The sequence below is a fragment of the Blastococcus sp. SYSU DS0828 genome (assembly GCF_054050975.1).
This window is the reverse complement of the sequence record NZ_JBJHAK010000033.1, coordinates 1-15672: the sequence shown is the minus strand read 5'-3', so window position 1 is coordinate 15672 and position 15672 is coordinate 1. Positions and strand designations below refer to the sequence as shown.

At 73.2% G+C, this 15672-nt stretch carries 17 protein-coding genes; 4 read left to right on the top strand and 13 right to left on the bottom strand.

Annotated features, from left to right (window positions below; genetic code table 11):
- Nucleotides 1-118 precede the first annotated feature (118 nt).
- Nucleotides 119-274: a hypothetical protein gene (locus ACI79Q_RS19340; protein WP_236829151.1), complete on the top strand. Its 156-nt coding sequence runs from the start codon at nucleotides 119-121 to the stop codon at nucleotides 272-274.
- A 66-nt stretch (nucleotides 275-340) separates the two neighbouring features.
- Here ACI79Q_RS19340 and ACI79Q_RS19335 read toward each other — a convergent pair whose 3' ends face one another.
- The 4 genes from ACI79Q_RS19335 to ACI79Q_RS19320 form a co-directional block, all read right to left on the bottom strand.
- Nucleotides 341-1828 carry a mannitol dehydrogenase family protein gene (locus ACI79Q_RS19335; RefSeq protein ID WP_456615198.1) on the bottom strand — a complete coding sequence of 496 codons (1488 nt, stop codon included), beginning with the start codon at nucleotides 1826-1828 and terminating at the stop codon, nucleotides 341-343.
- Nucleotides 1829-1948: 120 nt separating this feature from the next.
- Entirely contained in the window at nucleotides 1949-2962 is a 1014-nt protein-coding gene (locus ACI79Q_RS19330; RefSeq protein WP_456587547.1) for an aldo/keto reductase family protein, read from the bottom strand.
- 201 nt (nucleotides 2963-3163) lie between these two features.
- The gene (locus ACI79Q_RS19325) at nucleotides 3164-3562 is read right to left on the bottom strand and encodes a MerR family transcriptional regulator (RefSeq protein WP_456587548.1); all 399 of its coding nucleotides are present in this window, start codon (nucleotides 3560-3562) and stop codon (nucleotides 3164-3166) included.
- A 47-nt stretch (nucleotides 3563-3609) separates the two neighbouring features.
- A complete protein-coding gene (locus tag ACI79Q_RS19320; RefSeq protein WP_456587549.1) occupies nucleotides 3610-5100 on the bottom strand; it encodes a SulP family inorganic anion transporter in 1491 nt (496 codons plus the stop codon).
- Between the two features lie 322 nt (nucleotides 5101-5422).
- Between ACI79Q_RS19320 and pgi the strand changes: the two genes are divergently transcribed.
- Entirely contained in the window at nucleotides 5423-7054 is a 1632-nt protein-coding gene (gene pgi, locus ACI79Q_RS19315) for a glucose-6-phosphate isomerase (protein WP_456587550.1), read from the top strand.
- 181 nt (nucleotides 7055-7235) lie between these two features.
- Here the strand turns inward: pgi and ACI79Q_RS19310 are convergent, their stop codons facing one another.
- The 6 genes from ACI79Q_RS19310 to paaA form a co-directional block, all read right to left on the bottom strand.
- Nucleotides 7236-7667, bottom strand: coding sequence for a thioesterase family protein (locus ACI79Q_RS19310; RefSeq protein ID WP_456615197.1), 432 nt, complete (start codon nucleotides 7665-7667; stop codon nucleotides 7236-7238).
- A gap of 85 nt (nucleotides 7668-7752) precedes the next feature.
- Nucleotides 7753-8859 (bottom strand): 1,2-phenylacetyl-CoA epoxidase subunit PaaE, encoded by a 1107-nt coding sequence (gene paaE / locus ACI79Q_RS19305; protein ID WP_456599008.1) that lies wholly within the window; start codon nucleotides 8857-8859, stop codon nucleotides 7753-7755.
- Nucleotides 8859-9353 (bottom strand): 1,2-phenylacetyl-CoA epoxidase subunit PaaD, encoded by a 495-nt coding sequence (gene paaD / locus ACI79Q_RS19300; protein WP_456598432.1) that lies wholly within the window; start codon nucleotides 9351-9353, stop codon nucleotides 8859-8861. The genes paaE and paaD overlap by 1 nt, the downstream gene beginning before the upstream one ends.
- Nucleotides 9354-9358: 5 nt before the next feature.
- Nucleotides 9359-10267 carry a 1,2-phenylacetyl-CoA epoxidase subunit PaaC gene (gene paaC, locus ACI79Q_RS19295; RefSeq protein ID WP_456615196.1) on the bottom strand — a complete coding sequence of 303 codons (909 nt, stop codon included), beginning with the start codon at nucleotides 10265-10267 and terminating at the stop codon, nucleotides 9359-9361.
- A gap of 80 nt (nucleotides 10268-10347) precedes the next feature.
- Nucleotides 10348-10716: a 1,2-phenylacetyl-CoA epoxidase subunit PaaB gene (gene paaB / locus ACI79Q_RS19290; RefSeq protein ID WP_456615195.1), complete on the bottom strand. Its 369-nt coding sequence runs from the start codon at nucleotides 10714-10716 to the stop codon at nucleotides 10348-10350.
- Complete coding sequence (gene paaA / locus ACI79Q_RS19285; RefSeq protein WP_456615194.1) at nucleotides 10713-11678, bottom strand: 1,2-phenylacetyl-CoA epoxidase subunit PaaA; 966 nt, start codon at nucleotides 11676-11678, stop codon at nucleotides 10713-10715. Before paaA ends, paaB begins: the two co-directional genes overlap by 4 nt.
- Before the next feature lie 226 nt (nucleotides 11679-11904).
- Here paaA and paaK point away from each other — a divergent pair, with 226 nt between their 5' ends.
- Together paaK and ACI79Q_RS19275 are read left to right on the top strand one after the other, a co-directional pair.
- Nucleotides 11905-13245, top strand: coding sequence for a phenylacetate--CoA ligase PaaK (paaK, locus tag ACI79Q_RS19280; protein WP_456615193.1), 1341 nt, complete (start codon nucleotides 11905-11907; stop codon nucleotides 13243-13245).
- Complete coding sequence (locus ACI79Q_RS19275; protein WP_456587558.1) at nucleotides 13242-13871, top strand: TetR/AcrR family transcriptional regulator; 630 nt, start codon at nucleotides 13242-13244, stop codon at nucleotides 13869-13871. The genes paaK and ACI79Q_RS19275 overlap by 4 nt, the downstream gene beginning before the upstream one ends.
- A 25-nt stretch (nucleotides 13872-13896) precedes the next feature.
- Here the strand turns inward: ACI79Q_RS19275 and paaI are convergent, their stop codons facing one another.
- From paaI to ACI79Q_RS19260, 3 genes are read right to left on the bottom strand one after another with little or no spacing between them, the layout of a single operon-like run.
- Nucleotides 13897-14337: a hydroxyphenylacetyl-CoA thioesterase PaaI gene (gene paaI / locus ACI79Q_RS19270; RefSeq protein ID WP_456587559.1), complete on the bottom strand. Its 441-nt coding sequence runs from the start codon at nucleotides 14335-14337 to the stop codon at nucleotides 13897-13899.
- Between the two features lie 15 nt (nucleotides 14338-14352).
- Nucleotides 14353-15210 carry a 3-hydroxyacyl-CoA dehydrogenase family protein gene (locus ACI79Q_RS19265; RefSeq protein ID WP_456587560.1) on the bottom strand — a complete coding sequence of 286 codons (858 nt, stop codon included), beginning with the start codon at nucleotides 15208-15210 and terminating at the stop codon, nucleotides 14353-14355.
- Complete coding sequence (locus ACI79Q_RS19260; protein ID WP_456599012.1) at nucleotides 15207-15332, bottom strand: hypothetical protein; 126 nt, start codon at nucleotides 15330-15332, stop codon at nucleotides 15207-15209. Before ACI79Q_RS19260 ends, ACI79Q_RS19265 begins: the two co-directional genes overlap by 4 nt.
- Nucleotides 15333-15672 lie beyond the last annotated feature (340 nt).

Sequence of the window (15672 nt, the reverse complement as noted above, 5' to 3'; positions counted from 1 at the left end):
GTCGCACGACCGTCCCGTCGAGGCGTGACCGACCCGGCGATCGGGTAGCGATTCCGATCAAGGTCACATCGAGGTGCGCGCGGGCCGGAGCGCCCGTGCGCGGACAGAGGAGGAACCCGTGCTCGGACTCATCGGACTGCTGCTGGTCGTCTGGCTGGTGCTCGCCGTCGTCGGCGCGGTGGTCGAGGGGCTCTTCTGGCTGCTGATCATCGGTGTGGTGCTCTTCCTGGCCACCGCAGCCTGGGGCTGGACGAAGCGCAACACCCGGGTCTGACGTTCCCTGCGGGCCGGCCCGGTGCGGCCGGTGTGCGGTGACGGCGTCACCGCCCGCCGGCGGTTCTCAAGCCGATGCGTTCGGCGCGTCGACGAGTGCCGCCAAGGTGGCGCGGGCGCCGCGCTCGCGCAGGAGGGAGAGGGCCCGGCGGTAGGCCGCCACGAAGCGCTCGTCGTCCACCAGGTCCCCGAAGATGCTGCGGTCCGCGATGAAGGCGACCGGGTCCTCGTCGAGCCGGCTCGCGTTGGCGCGTACCCGGTCGGCCTGCCGGTCGACCAGCGGCAGGGGGCGCCCGGCGTCGTCCCGGCCCTCCGCGGACCGGGCCCAGCTGGCGACGACAGCGGCTGCGCGGCGCACGTCTCCGCCCCTGGCCAGGCCGTCGCGCACGACGGGCAGCACGTACTTGGGGATCAGCGCCGAGGTCTGCGCGCAGAGCCGGGCCACGGTGTCGCCCACGGAGGGGCTCGCGAAACGGGCGAGGAGTGTCCGCTTGTAGTCGTCCAGGTCGATCCCGGGCACGTCCGCGAGCGTGGGGGACACCTCGCGATCCATGTAATCCCGCAGGAAGGCGGTCCAAAGCGGGTCCCGGCAGGCGTCGTGGACGTGCTCGTAGCCCGCCAGCCGGGCGAAGTGGGCCAGCGCCTGGTGGCTGCCGTTGAGCAACCGCAGCTTCATCGCCTCGTAGGGGGCGACGTCCTGCACGAACTGGACACCGGCCTCCTCCCACGGTGGGCGGCCGGCGGGGAAGCGATCCTCGACCACCCACTGGGCGAACGGTTCGCACACGACCGGCCACGCGTCCTCCACCCCGAAGCGCTCACGGAGACCCGCGATGTCCGCGGCGGTGGTCAGCGGGGTGATCCGGTCGACCATGCTGTTGGGGAACGACACCTCGCGGCCGACCCAGTCCCCGAGATCGGCGTCCCGCATCGTCGCGAACGCACTGAACGCGCGCCTCGCGACGTCGCCGTTGTTCTGCAGGTTGTCGCAGGAGAGCACGGTGAACGGTGTCAGCCCCCGCTCGCGACGGCGGGCCAGCGCCTCGGTCACGAGCCCGAACGTGGTGCGCAGGGCGGCGTCAGGCCGGAGGTCGTCCCGGATTCCCGGGGCGTCGACGTCGAAGGCTCCGGTCACGGGGTCGGTGTTGTACCCGCGCTCGGTGATGGTCAGCGACACGATCCGCGTGTCGGGGTCCGCCATCCGCTCGACCACCGCCTCCGGGTCGTCGGGCGCGAGGAGGTAGTCGACGATCGATCCGACGACCCGGGGCTCGAAGGCGCCGTCCGGGTGCTTGACGACGAGGGTGTACAGGCCGTCCTGGGCAGCCATGACCTCCTGCATGCGGTGGTCGGACGGGAGGACGCCGACTCCGCAGATCCCCCACTCCGGAGCCAGCCCGCCGTCCATGAGCCGGTCGAGGTACATGGCCTGGTGCGCACGGTGGAAGCCGCCGACCCCGATGTGCACGATGCCGGTGCGGATCCGCCGGCGGTCGTAGCGCGGCACCTCCACCCGCTCGGCGAGGGGGGGCAGGGCGCCGGCGTGGACGCGCACGATTCGTTCGGTTCCGGGCGGGGCGGAGCAAGTGAGCACTCCCTACCCTAACGTAAGGGTAGAGCCCTGTCGTGCCGACCCTGGCGCGCGGGGGAGTGACGGGCGGCCGGAGCCGGTCCGCTACGCGGCGGTACCCCTCGCCGCCTTGTCCGCGGGCAGGAAGACCTTGGCGGGATCACGCTCGACCACACCGTCGAGCACCTCGTCGACACGGGCCATGACGTCGGCGTCGAGCCGCACGCCGACCGCCTTGACGTTGTCACGGACCTGCTCCGGTCGGCTGGCGCCGATGATCGCGGCGGCCACGTTCGGGTTCTGCAGCACCCAGGCCAGCGCGAGCTGCGCCATCGTCAGCCCGAGGTCGTCGGCGACCGGGCGCAGCCCCTGCACCTTGGCCAGCACCTCGTCGGCGAGGAACCCCTCGATCTGGAAACCGACGGCCGAGTGGCCCGCGCGGCTACCGGTCGGCGGCTGCTCGCCGGGCCGGTACTTGCCGGTGAGCACGCCCTGGGCCAGCGGGGACCAGACGATCTGCGACAGGCCCTCCCGCTCGCACGTCGGCACGACCTCGCCCTCGATGACCCGCCAGAGCATCGAGTACTGGGGCTGGTTGCTGACCAGCTGGACGTTCAGCTCGCGGGCGAGCGCCGCCGCCGCGGCGATCTGGTCGGGCTGCCACTCGGAGACGCCCAGGTAGAGCACCTTGCCGGCCCGCACCAGGTCGGCGAAGGCGGTCATGGTCTCCTCCAGCGGCACCGTCGGGTCGTAGCGGTGCGCCTGGTACAGGTCGATGTAGTCGGTGCCGAGTCGCCGGAGGGAGGCGTGGCAGCTCTCGACGACGTGCTTGCGGGAGAGCCCGCGGTCGTTCGGCCCGGGACCCGTCGGCCAGTACACCTTCGTGGCGATCTCCAGGCCCTCGCGGCGCTGACCGCCCAGCGCGCGGCCCAGCACCGACTCGGCGGCGGTGCCGGCGTAGACGTCAGCGGTGTCGAACGTGGTGATCCCGACGTCGAGCGCGGCGTGCACGCACGACACGGCGGCGTCCTCCTCGACCTGGCTGCCGTGCGTCAGCCAGTTGCCGAAGGCGATCTGCGAGACGTTGAGGCCGGACCGGCCCAGTCGACGGAATTCCACCTCGACGACCGTAGTGCCGGGAGTGCGCCGTGGCCCGGCGGGGGTGTGGAGCAGTGGCGCGCAGCCACCCACCGGGCCTTGTCGAGGCCGGACGACGGCGCGGTGGTGGCGCGGTACCTCGCGCCACCACCGCTCGAACCGGGGTCGGTCAGGATCGCCGTGGTCACCGGCGAGGACCTGGACGAGTCCGTCGACCGCAGGTCAGCGGCTCGTTTCCAGCCGCTCCGCGAGGGTGTCGGCGAACCCTTCGGCGACGGCGAGCTGCTCCTTCAGCGCGGTGACCCGAGCCGTGGCCGCCTCGTGGAACATGCGCAGCCGATCCACCAGCTGCGCCCGGTCGCCGCTGCCGGAGTCCAGGTCGGCCAGCAGGGTGAGCAGCTCCTGCATCTCCTCGAGGGTGAACCCCAGGGGCTTCATCCGCTTCACGACCTCGAGGCGGGCGACGTCCTCGGAGCTGTACAGCCGGAACCCGCCCTCGGAGCGGGCGGTGGGGATGACCAGCCCGTTCTCCTCGTAGAAGCGGATCGTGCGCAGGCTCAGACCGGTGCGCTCGGCGACCTGACCGATCTGCATGAGCTGCTCGCGGGGCGTTCCGGTCACGCCCCCTTCATAGGCCACGCGCCCGGCGCGCGCTGCCGCAGCGGGCATCAGTGCGCTCCGGTGAGCTGGCCGGTGTGCCGGTCGAAGCGGTCGGCGGAGTGCCCGGTCAGCCCGACGATCTGGACGTTCTTGCCGCGGGTCTCGTACTTGTGGGTGATCGCGTCGAGGGCAGCCACGGTCGAGGCGTCCCAGATGTGGGCGTCGGTCAGGTCGATCACCACGTTCCCGGGGTCGCCGGCGTAGTCGAACTGGGTGTAGAGGTCGTTGCTGGAGGCGAAGAACAGCGCCCCCGTCACCGAGTAGATCCGGGTGCCTTCGTCGTCCGTGACGCTGGTGACCTCGGCCAGGTGGGCGACCCGGCGGGCGAAGAGCACGCAGGCCGCGAGGACGCCGGCGCCGACGCCGACGGCGAGGTTGTGGGTGAAGAGCGTGCCGGCGACGGTCGTGAGCATGACGGCGGTCTCGCTCTTGGGCATCCGGTGGATGGTGCGCAGGCTGTGCCAGTCGAAGGTGGCGATCGACACGAAGATCATCACCGCGACCAGGGCGGCCATCGGGATGGTCGCCACGATGTCGCCGAGGGCGACCACGAGGATCAGCAGGAACACCCCGGACAGGAATGTGGACAGCCGCGTACGGGCTCCCGACGCCTTCACGTTGATCATCGTCTGGCCGATCATCGCGCAGCCGCCCATGCCGCCGAAGAAGCCGGAGGCCATGTTCGCCACGCCCTGACCCCAGGACTCGCGGGTCTTGTCGGAGTGGGTGTCGGTGATGTCGTCGACCAGCTTCGCCGTCATCAGCGACTCCATCAGCCCGACGAAGGCCACGCCGAGGGCGTAGGGGGCGATGATGGTCAGCGTCTCGACGGTGAACGGCACGTCGGGCAGCAGGAAGAACGGCAGGCTGTCGGGCAGGTCGCCCTCGCCGCCGACGTCGGGGATCTCCCAGCCGGCTGTCACCGCCAGGGCCGTCAGCACGACGATCGCGACCAGGGGTGCGGGGATCGCCGTCGTCAGCCGGGGGAGCAGGAAGATGATCGCCAGCCCGGCGGCCACCATCGGGTAGACCAGCCACGGCACGTCGGTCAGCTGCGGCAGCTGCGCGGTGAAGATGAGGATCGCCAGCGCGTTGACGAAGCCCACCATGACGCTGCGCGGGATGAACCGCATCAGCCGGGCGAAGCCCGTGGCGGCCAGCACGATCTGGAAGATGCCGCCGAGGATCACCGCGGCGAACAGGTACTGGACGCCGTACTCGAGCGTCAGCGGGGCCACGACGAGGGCGATGGCGCCGGTGGCAGCGGTGATCATCGCCGGCCGGCCGCCGGTGAAGGCGATGACCACGGCCATCACGAACGAGGAGAACAGCCCGACGCGGGGGTCGACGCCGGCGAGGATGGAGAAGCTGATCGCCTCGGGGATCAGCGCCAGGGCGACGACGAGGCCGGCGAGCACCTCGGTGCGGGCGACCTTCGGCGAGAGCCAGGCGGGGCGCGACAGTCTGGGCTTGGGCAGTGCAGGCAGGGCTGAGGACATGGTTCCGTCTCGTTCGGTGCGCAGGCGTCGGCGCGGGCGGCAGCACCGGAGGCGGTGCCAGGTCTCTGAGGGCGGTGCGGCGGTGCACCCGGAGCGGCGGAGCTCGTGTTCCGTGGCGACGATGTCGGTCGGGGTCGCCGAGCCGGGAGCATCGGTGCGCATCGGCGGCGTCGCCGGTGTCATCGACAGTCTGCCGGGAACTCGTCCTTCACGTCAGTGTTGGGTGGTGAGCCGTTCGTCACGTTCGGACCCCCGTGAGCGGGGGAGGACCAGCAGCGCCAGGATCGACCCAGACGTCGGACCGCACCTGGACGGAGCCAGCATGGACATCACGGACACCACGGAGTGGCGCGCGCTCGACGAGCACCGCCGCACCCTCGGGGACACGCACCTGCGGGACCTCTTCGACGGCGATCCCGAGCGCGCGGAGCGGCTGACCGGGCAGGTCGGTGAGCTGCACGTCGACTGGTCCCGGCACCGCGTGACCGACGAGACGCTGCGGCTGCTGGTCGCCCTCGCCGAGCGTGCGGGTCTGCCCGACCGCATCCAGGCGATGTTCCGCGGCGAGCACATCAACACCACCGAGGACCGCGCCGTCCTGCACGTCGCGCTGCGCATGCCGCCGGGCGAGGAGCTCGTGGTGGACGGCCAGCACGTGGTCCGCGACGTGCACGAGGTGCTGGGGCGGATGCGCCGTTTCGCCGAGCAGGTGCGCTCGGGGGAATGGCGCGGGCACACGGGGAAGCCGATCCGGGCGGTGGTCAACATCGGCATCGGCGGCTCCGACCTGGGCCCCGCGATGGCGTACACCGCCCTCCGGCACCACGCCGACCGGAACCTCACCCTGCGGTTCGTCTCCAACATCGACCCCACCGACTTCGCCGAGGCCACCCGCGACCTCGACCCCGCCGAGACGCTCTTCGTCGTCAGCTCCAAGACCTTCACCACGCTGGAGACGCTCACCAACGCCGGCGTCGCCCGGGACTGGCTGCTGCGCGGGCTGGGGGCCGACGAGTCCGCCGTGGCGAAGCACTTCGCCGCGGTGTCCACCAACACCGACGCCGTGCGCGCGTTCGGCATCGATCCGCAGAACATGTTCGAGTTCTGGGACTGGGTCGGGGGCCGGTACTCCTTCACCTCCGCCATCGGGCTCTCGCTGATGGTGGCGATCGGCCCGGACGCCTACGACGAGATGCTCGCCGGCTTCCACGCCGTCGACGAGCACCTCCGCACCACCCCGCTCGAGCGCAACGTCCCGGTGCTGCTGGGCCTGCTGGGTGTCTGGTACCGCAACTTCTTCGACGCCCAGACCCACGCCGTCCTGCCCTACAGCCAGTACCTCTCCCGGCTGCCGGCCTACCTGCAGCAGCTGACGATGGAGAGCAACGGCAAGTCGGTGCGCACGGACGGGCAGCCGGTCACCACGGCGACGGGCGAGGTGTTCTGGGGGGAGCCCGGCACGAACGGCCAGCACGCCTTCCACCAGCTGCTGCACCAGGGGACCTCGCTGGTCCCAGCCGACTTCATCGGCTTCGGCGAGCCGAGCCACGACATCGGTGAGATGCACGACCTGCTGATGGCCAACATGTTCGCCCAGGCGGCCGTCCTGGCCTTCGGCCGCACCGCCGAGGAGGTGGCGGCCGACGGCACACCCCCGGCCCTCGTGCCGCACAAGGTCATGCCCGGGAACCGGCCGAGCACGGTGATCCTCGCGCCGCGGCTGACGCCGGGGACGCTCGGGCAGCTGGTGGCGCTCTACGAGCACGTCGTCCTCACCCAGGGCGTGATCTGGCAGATCGACTCGTTCGACCAGTGGGGTGTCGAGCTGGGCAAGGTGATGGCGCGCGAGCTGGCGCCGGCGCTCACCAGCCCGGAGCCCGTGGCGCTGGACCAGGATGCCGCCACGACGGCGGTGGTGGCCGAGTACCGGCGGATGCGGGGCCGGGCGACCTGACGCGCGCTCCCCGGGGTGACGCCTCGGGAGGCGGACCCCGGGGCGGCCGCGCGCCGTCGCAGCGACCGCCCCGGGAGTTCGGTGGCGCGGTCGGGGGCGGCGCCCCAGGCGCGGCCGCCAGTGGTTCCAGCGTCGGCTGCGGCCGGTTCTCCCGCAACCCGCGTGACCTGGAGCCCTCGGGTCAGCCGGCGTCCGGCGGCGCGCCCCCCGGACGTGTCCGCCGCGGGCGGGTGACCCGGGCCTGCACCGCCTCCTCGCTCAGCACTGCCTGGACGGTCGTCCCACGGCCCAGCAGCCGCCCCTCGGCATCGACGGCGCTGCAGTCGCAGGTCAGGCGGTTGCCGCGCACCTCGGCGCACCGGGACGTCACCCGGATGGCGTCGCCGACCCAGGCCGGGGCCAGGTGCTCCACCGACAGGGCGCTGCCGATCCCGGCCTCGCCGGGCTCGAGGTGGCGCAGCAGCAGCTTCCGGCCGGCCTCCTCGAAGTGCTTGGCCATCGAGTAGGTGGCGTACACCGGGTGCACCGGGCCGAGCTCGTCGAAGCGGACGGTCATCTCCGGGGTCACCACGACGTCGAGGACGGCGGACTCGCCGACGGGCACGGGCCTCATGCGCGCACCCCGCGAGCGGTCCGTGCCGCGCACCGGGAGGCGCCGTGCGGGTGCGCCGCCCGTGGCACCGCGTCGCCCACCGGGGTCAGGCGTCGTAGTCGACGGTGACGGCGTCGGAGACGGGCAGCGACTGGCAGGTGAGCACGTAGCCGGCCTCGACCTCCTGGGCCTCGAGCGCGTAGTTGCGCCGCATCGCCACCTCGCCGTCGGTCACCCGCGCCCGGCAGGTGCCGCACACCCCGCCCTTGCACGCGAAGGGCAGGTCGGAGCGGACGCGCTGCGCGGAGTCCAGCACGCTCTGGTCCTTCGGCAGCGCCAGCGTGGTCGAGCGGCCGTCGAGGACGACGGTCACCTGGCTGCTGGGCCCGGTGACGGTCTGCTCGTCGCCGCGCACCGGCTGGGGCGGGACGTCGTCGACGAAGAACAGCTCCTGGTGGACCTTCCCCGCGGGGACGCCGAGCTCGGCGAGCAGGGCGCGGGCGTCGGTCACCATCCCGTGCGGACCGCACAGCCACCAGTGGTCGACGCGCTCGACCTCGACGAGGTTCTGCACGAGGCTGCGCAGCCGCTCGCCGTCGAGTCGACCGCTGGTCAGGTCGGCGTCGCGGGGCTCGCGGGAGAGGACGTGCACCAGCTGCAGCCGGGTGCCGTAGGCGTCCTTCAGGTCGGCGAGCTCGTCGGCGAACATCACCGTGTTGGTGCGGCGGTTGCCGTAGAAGACGGTGACCGTCGACTCGCCGTCGCGCAGCACGGTGGCGGCCAGGCTCAGTGCTGGGGTGATGCCCGAGCCGGCGACGACGAAGACGTGGTCGGCGGGCTGCGACAGGTCAGCGGTGAAGGTGCCCGAGGGCGGGAGCACCTCGATCTCGTCGCCCGGGCGCACCTCGTGCACCAGGTAGCTGGAGAAGAACCCGCCGGGGACCTCGCGGACGCCGACCCGCGGAGCGGCGCCCATCGGTGCGCAGATGGAGTAGGAGCGGCGCTCGTCCCGGTCGCCGTCGACCCGGCGGAGGGTGAGGGCCTGGCCGGGCCGGAAGCGGTACTCCTCGGCGAGCTCGGCGGGGACGTCGAAGGTGACCGCGACGGAGTCGTCGGTGAGCCGCTCGACCGCGGCCACCCGGAGCGGGTGGAACTGCGGCCGCCGCCGCGGACGGGTGGGGGCGGAACCGGCCGCGGGAACGGTCGCCGTCATCAGATCTCCTTGAAGTGCTCGAACGGCTCGCCGCAGCTGCGGCAGCGGCGCAGGGCCTTGCAGGCCGTGGCGCCGAACTCGCTCTGCTCGACGGTGTCGGCCGACCCGCACTGGGGGCAGCCGGCCGTCCGCCGCGTCGGCCCCAGCTGGAGCGGGACGGGGCCGGGGGACCGGACCGGTGCCGTCCCGGGCGGGGCGATGCCGGCCGCGGCGAGCTTGCGCCGGCCCTCCTCGCTGATCCAGTCGGAGGACCAGGCGGGCGAGAGCACGGTGCGGACGTCGACGTCGGCGAAGCCCGCCCGGTGCAGGGCATGCACGAGGTCCGCCCGCATGACGCCCATCGCGGGGCAGCCGGAGTAGGTCGGCGTGATCTCGACGACGACGGTGCCCTGCTCGACACGCACCTCGCGGAGCACGCCGAGATCCGCGAGGGTCAGCATCGGCAGCTCCGGGTCGGTGACCGTCTCCGCCACCGAGCGGGGGTCGGTCAGCACGGCGCTCACCAGGTCGCCGCCGGGTGCCGGCGGGCCAGGCCCTGCAGGGTGGCCAGCAGCTCGGTCAGCTCCGCGCCGTGCTGCCCGATCCGGCCGCGCGGGGCGGCGTTGGCCGGCCAGGCGGGCACCGGCAGCGTGGCGCGCTCCAGCACGGTGGTGAGGACGTCGCGCACCTCGTCGCGGACGTCGGCCGGGTCGACGGCGACCCCGGCGGCGACCAGCCGGGCCTCGACATCCGTGGCGGTGAACAGGTCGGCCAGCAGCGGCCATACCGCGGCGACGCCGTCCTGGGCCCGCCGGTGCGACTCCTCGGTGCCGTCGCCCAGGCGCAGCACCCAGCGGGCGGCGTGGTCGCGGTGGTAGGCGAGCTCGTGCACGCCCTTCGCGGCGATGGCGGCGAGCACCGGGTCGCGGGACTCCCGCAGCCGGGCGAAGGCCGCCAGCCGCACCGTCGAGGCGACGAGCAGGCGGACCATCGTCTGCGCGAAGTCGCCGTTCTCCGCCTCGACCAGGCCGGTGCAGCGGAACTCGTCGGCGTCCCGGAAGTAGGCCAGGGCGTCCTCGTCGGGGATGGTCTCCGCGGCGAGCTCCCGCGAGCGGCCGAGCACCCCGGCCGCCCCGGCGCGGGCGAGCAGGAGCCGGGCCTGGCCGAGGAGGTCCAGGCCGATGTTGCCCAGCGCCACCTCCTCCTCGAGCTCCGGCGCGTTGGTCATCCACTGGGTGAGCCGCTGGGCGAGCACGAGCGCGTCGTCGCCGAGCATCAGGCAGTAGGTGCCGAGGTCGGCGGCGTCGACGTCGTGGGGCACCGTGGTGTCGACGCCGGCCAGCGGGTCGTCGAAGCCGGTGCCGAAGGCCCAGTGCCCCGCGTCGTCGTGCGCATTGGCCAGCGCGTCGTACACCGTCTCCTCGTGCATGGCCTCGCTCCTGACTCCGGCGAGATCTGCACAGTGGCCGCCGTCGGGGAGCCGATGCGGGCCACTGTGCAGATCTCGCCTCACATGTGGGGGACGTTCTCGGGGATCTCGTAGAACGTCGGGTGGCGGTAGACCTTGTCGCCGCTGGGGGCGAACATCGGGTCCTTCTCGGCGGGGCTGGACGCGGTGATGTCGGCGGCCTTGACCACCCAGATGCTCACGCCCTCGTTGCGCCGGGTGTAGAGGTCGCGGGCGGCGTGCACGGCCATCTCGTCGTCGGGTGCGTGCAGCGAGCCGACGTGCACGTGGTTGAGCCCGCGCTTGCCGCGGACGAAGACCTCGTACAGCGGCCAGTCCCGGCGCACGGCCGGCCGCTGGGCCTGCACCGGCACCTCCGGCCCGGTCGGGACCGCGCCGTGCCCGCCCTCGGCGGTGACCTCCCCGCTCACGCGGCCGCCCCCTCGTGCTTGCGGGCGTAGGCCGTGGCCGCCTCGGTGACCCAGGCGTTGTCGTCCCGGGCCGCGCGGCGGCGGGCGACGCGCACGGCGTTCATCGGGCCCTCGCCGGAGATGACCCGCTTGAACTCGTCCCAGTCGATCCGGCCGAACCGGTAGTGGCCGGTCTCGGGGTCGTAGGAGAGGTCGGGGTCGGGGAGCGTGACACCGAGGACCTCGGCCTGCGGCACGGACATGTCCACGAACCGCTGGCGCAGCTCGTCGTTGGTGTGCCGCTTGATGCCCCAGGCCATCGACTGCGCGGTGTTGGGGCTGTCGTCGTCGGGCGGGCCGAACATCATGAGCGAGGGCCACCACCAGCGGTCGACGGCGTCCTGCACCATGGCCCGCTGCTCGTCGGTGCCGCGCATCATCGTCATCAGCAGCTCGTAGCCCTGCCGCTGGTGGAACGACTCCTCCTTGCAGACCCGGATCATCGCCCGGGCGTAGGGCCCGTAGGAGGAGCGGCACAGCGGCACCTGGTTGCAGATGGCCGCGCCGTCGACCAGCCAGCCGATGACGCCGACGTCGGCGTAGGTGAGCGTCGGGTAGTTGAAGATCGAGCTGTACTTCTGCCTGCCCTCGATCAGCTTGTCGGTGAGGTCGGCGCGGTCGGCGCCGAGCGTCTCGGCCGCGGAGTACAGGTACAGGCCGTGACCGGCCTCGTCCTGCACCTTGGCCAGCAGGACGGCCTTGCGCCGCAGGCTGGGCGCGGCGAGCAGCCAGTCGCCCTCGGGCTGCATGCCGATGATCTCCGAGTGCGCGTGCTGCGCGACCTGGCGGATGAGCGTCTTCCGGTACCCCTCGGGCATCCAGTCCCGCGGCTCGATGCGATGGCCGGCCGCGATGGTGACGTCGAACTGGTCCTGCAGCGCGGTCTCGTCGGGTGCGGGCCGGTCCAGGGTGGGTGCGGACATCTCGTTCCCCTCGGGTGCGTCTCGGGTCATTTACTGACCGGACGGTCGGTAATCAGTGTGCACCAGCGGCGGCCGCCGCACAACCCTGTCCGCGGCGCTCGCCGGGCGGGTCTTGACAGCGGTCGAGAGGAGGGGATGCTTACCTGACCGCCCGGTCGGTAATTCGGAGCCGAGCTCGCGCGCCGACCGTCCGGTGACGACGCTCAGGACATCGGAGGCCACTGCCATGACGGTTGCGACCACGGAGACGAACGGGCGCCCGGGGGAGGCGCCCGACCCGGCGCTGCTGGACCCCGCCGAGCGCCTGGGCGTCGATGAGCTGCGCGCGCAGCAGCTGGAGCGGCTCCAGTGGTCGCTGCGGCACGCCTACGACAACGTGCCGCACTACCGCCGGGCCTTCGACACGGCCGGCGTGCACCCCGACGACTGCCGGGAGCTCGCCGACCTCGCGAAGTTCCCGACGACCAGCAAGGCCGACCTGCGCGAGAACTACCCCTTCGGGATGTTCGCGGTCCCGAAGGACCAGGTGCGCCGCGTGCACGCCTCCTCCGGCACCACCGGCAAGCCGACCGTCGTCGGCTACACCGAGCGCGACCTCGACACCTGGGCGACGGTCATGGCCCGCTCCATCCGCGCCGCGGGGGGCCGGCCGGGGGACACGCTGCACAACGCCTACGGCTACGGCCTGTTCACCGGCGGCCTGGGCGCCCACTACGGAGCCGAGAAGCTGGGGTGCACCGTCGTCCCCGTGTCCGGTGGCATGACGCCGCGGCAGGTGCAGCTGATCCGCGACTTCGAGCCGCGGATCATCATGGTCACGCCCTCCTACATGCTCACCGTCATCGACGAGTTCGAGAAGCAGGGCGTGGACCCGCGGGAGAGCAGCCTCGAGATCGGCATCTTCGGCGCCGAGCCCTGGACCGAGCAGATGCGCCGCGAGATGGAGGAGCGGGCCGGCATCCACGCCGTGGACATCTACGGCCTGTCCGAGGTGATGGGCCCCGGCGTCGCCCAGGAGTGCGTGGAGACCAAGGACGGGCTGCACGTCTGGGAGGACCACTTCTACCCGGAGGTCATCGACCCGCTCACCGGTGAGGTGCTGCCCGACGGCGAGGAGGGGGAGCTCGTCTTCACCTCGCTGACCAAGGAGGCGATGCCGGTCGTCCGCTACCGGACCCGCGACCTCACCCGGCTGCTGCCCGGCACCGCGCGCCCGGCGTTCCGGCGGATGCAGAAGATCACCGGCCGCACCGACGACATGATCATCCTGCGGGGGGTGAACCTGTTCCCCACCCAGATCGAGGAGATCGTGCTGCGGACGCCGGGGCTCTCCCCGCACTTCGCCCTCGAGCTCGTCACCCGGGAGCGGATGGACCACCTGATCTGCCGCGTCGAGGCGCGGCCGGACTGCCCGGCGGAGGCGAGATCTGCCGCGGCGGCCGCGGTGCGCACGGGCGTCAAGGACGTCGTCGGGTCCAGCATCGAGGTGCTCGTGGTGGACCCCGAGACGCTGCCCCGATCGGTTGGCAAACTCAAGCGCATGACCGACAACCGGAACCGTGCATGACGTCGACCGCCGACGCGCCCCCGGCCCGACGCGGCCGCCCGGGGCACTCGCTGGACTCGCTGCTCGACGTCGCCGTCGAGGTCTTCAACGAGCGCGGCTACGACGCCACCAGCATGGAGGAGCTGGCCACCCGGCTCGGCGTCACCAAGTCGGCGATCTACCACCACGTGCCCAGCAAGGTGGAGCTGCTGCGGCTGGCGCTCGACCGTGCGCTGGACGCGTTGTTCGCCGTCACCGATGAGCCCGGCGGCACCACCGGCCCGGCGATCGACCGGCTGGAGCACGTCGTCCGCGGGTCGGTCCGCGTGCTCGCGGCCGAGCTGCCCTTCGTGACGCTCCTGCTCCGGGTCCGGGGCAACTCCCCGGTCGAGCAGGCGGCGCTGCAGCGGCGACGGGAGTTCGACCGGGTCGTCACCGACCTGGTGCGCGCCGCCGAGGACGAGGGCGACGTGCGCCCCGACGTCGATCCCGCCGTCACCAGCCGCCTGCTCTTCGGCACCGTCAACTCGCTGACCGAGTGGTACCGGCCCGGCGGCGGCCTGTCCGCGGACGACCTCGCCGACGCCCTCGTGACCACGACCTTCCGGGGCCTGCGGACCCGCGCCCCGGCGCCACCGGCGTCCTGACCCGGGCCGGCCGGCCCTCGGACCGTCAGGCGCGTCCGGGCGGGGCGGGGGGCACCTGGCGGCTGTGTCCCCGCATCTCGGCGAGGAGCAGCCCGTCCGCGTCGCGGGTCACCGCGACGTCGTAGATCCCGCCCCGCCCCACGAGCGATCGTTCCACCGCGGTGGCGGTGACGGTGTCGCCGGCGCGGGCCGGCGCGAGGTACTCGATGCTGCACGACCGCCCCACCGCCGGCTGTCCGTGCGAGTTGCAGGCCATCGCGAAGGCGATGTCGGCGACGGCGAACAGTGCAGCGCCGTGCGCGGTGCCGTGCCCGTTGAGCATCTGGGGCCGGATGATCATGTGCGCCGTGACCGAACCCGGCGCCACGGAGCTGACGGTGACGCCGAGTGCCCGCGCCGCGGAATCCTCCGCCAGGTAGCGGCGGACGGTCTCCTCGGCGAGGCGCTGCGGGGCAGGGCTGGTCATCGGGGCCGCCTCGGGTCAGTCGTAGGTGTGGAATCCGCGACCGGTGGTGCGGCCGAGCTCGCCCGCCGCGACCTTGTCGCGGAGCAGTTGCGGTGGGGCGAACCGCTCGCCGAGGGTCCGGTGGAGGTACTCGGCGATCGCCAGCCGCACGTCGAGGCCCACGAGGTCGGTGGAGCGCAGGGGCCCCATCGGGTGCCGGTAGCCCAGCTCCATGGCGGCGTCGATGGCCTCGGCGTCGGCGACCCCCTCCTCGAGCATCCGGATCGCCTCCAGCCCCAGCAGCACCCCGAGCCGGGAGGAGGCGAAGCCGGGGGAGTCCTTCACCACGACGTCGGTCTTGCCGAGTGCGCGCACCCAGCCGGAGGCGATCCCGACGAGCTCGGCCGCGGTCTCGCGGGCGACCACCACCTCCACGAGCTTGGACGCCGGCACGGGGTTGAAGAAGTGCAGGCCGAGGAACCGGGCCGGGCGCTCCAGCGCCGCGGCGAGCTCGGTGACCGAGAGGGAGCTGGTGTTCGTGGCGAGCACCGCGTCCGGGCCGACGGCGGACTCCGCGGCGCCCAGCACCTCCGCCTTGAGGTCGGCCCGCTCGGGGACGGCCTCGACGACCAGCCCGTTCTCCCGGTCCAGCGCGGCGGGGGAGTCCACCAGGGTCAGCCGGTCCAGCGCGGCGGCGACGTCGCCGTCGAGCTTTCCGCGGCGGGCGGCCTCCGCCAGCCCCTCGGCCACCCGGCCGTGGGCGGCGTCGGCAGCCTCTGCGCCGGCCTCCACGACCTCGACGCGGGCGCCGGCGGTCAGGAAGGCCTGGGCGATGCCGGCGCCCATGCGCCCGCCGCCGATGACGGCGACGCGGGCGGGGACCGGGGCGCTCACGCCGTCTCCGCGTTCGTCGTGGTGTCCCGGTCGACGCGCACCCGCGCGGCGGGGTCGCCGGGGCGACCGCGCCCGCGTGCGACCCGTCGGCCGACCTGGCGGATCTCGGTGTGCTCCTGCATCGTCGCTCCTGGAATTCGCCGGACCCGGCGGGTCCCGGGGGGTGGGGGAGGGCCGACCGTCCGGTCCGGAGGTGGTGGCCCCACTGTGGTGGCGGCGTCTCCGGGAAGCAATCGCCGGCGACGCCTGCCGCCGTCGCGACCAGGGTCGACGGCCGCGGCCACCACGGCGCCGGGGGCCCCGCCGGGGTGGGGGGGGGGGGGGGGGGGGGGGGGGGGGGGGGGGGGGGGGGGGGGGGGGGGGGGGGTGGGGGGGGGGGGGGGGCGGGGGGGGGGGGGGGGGGGGGGGGGGGGGGGGGGGGGGGGGGGGGGGGGGGGGGGGGGGGGGGGGGGGGGGGGGGGG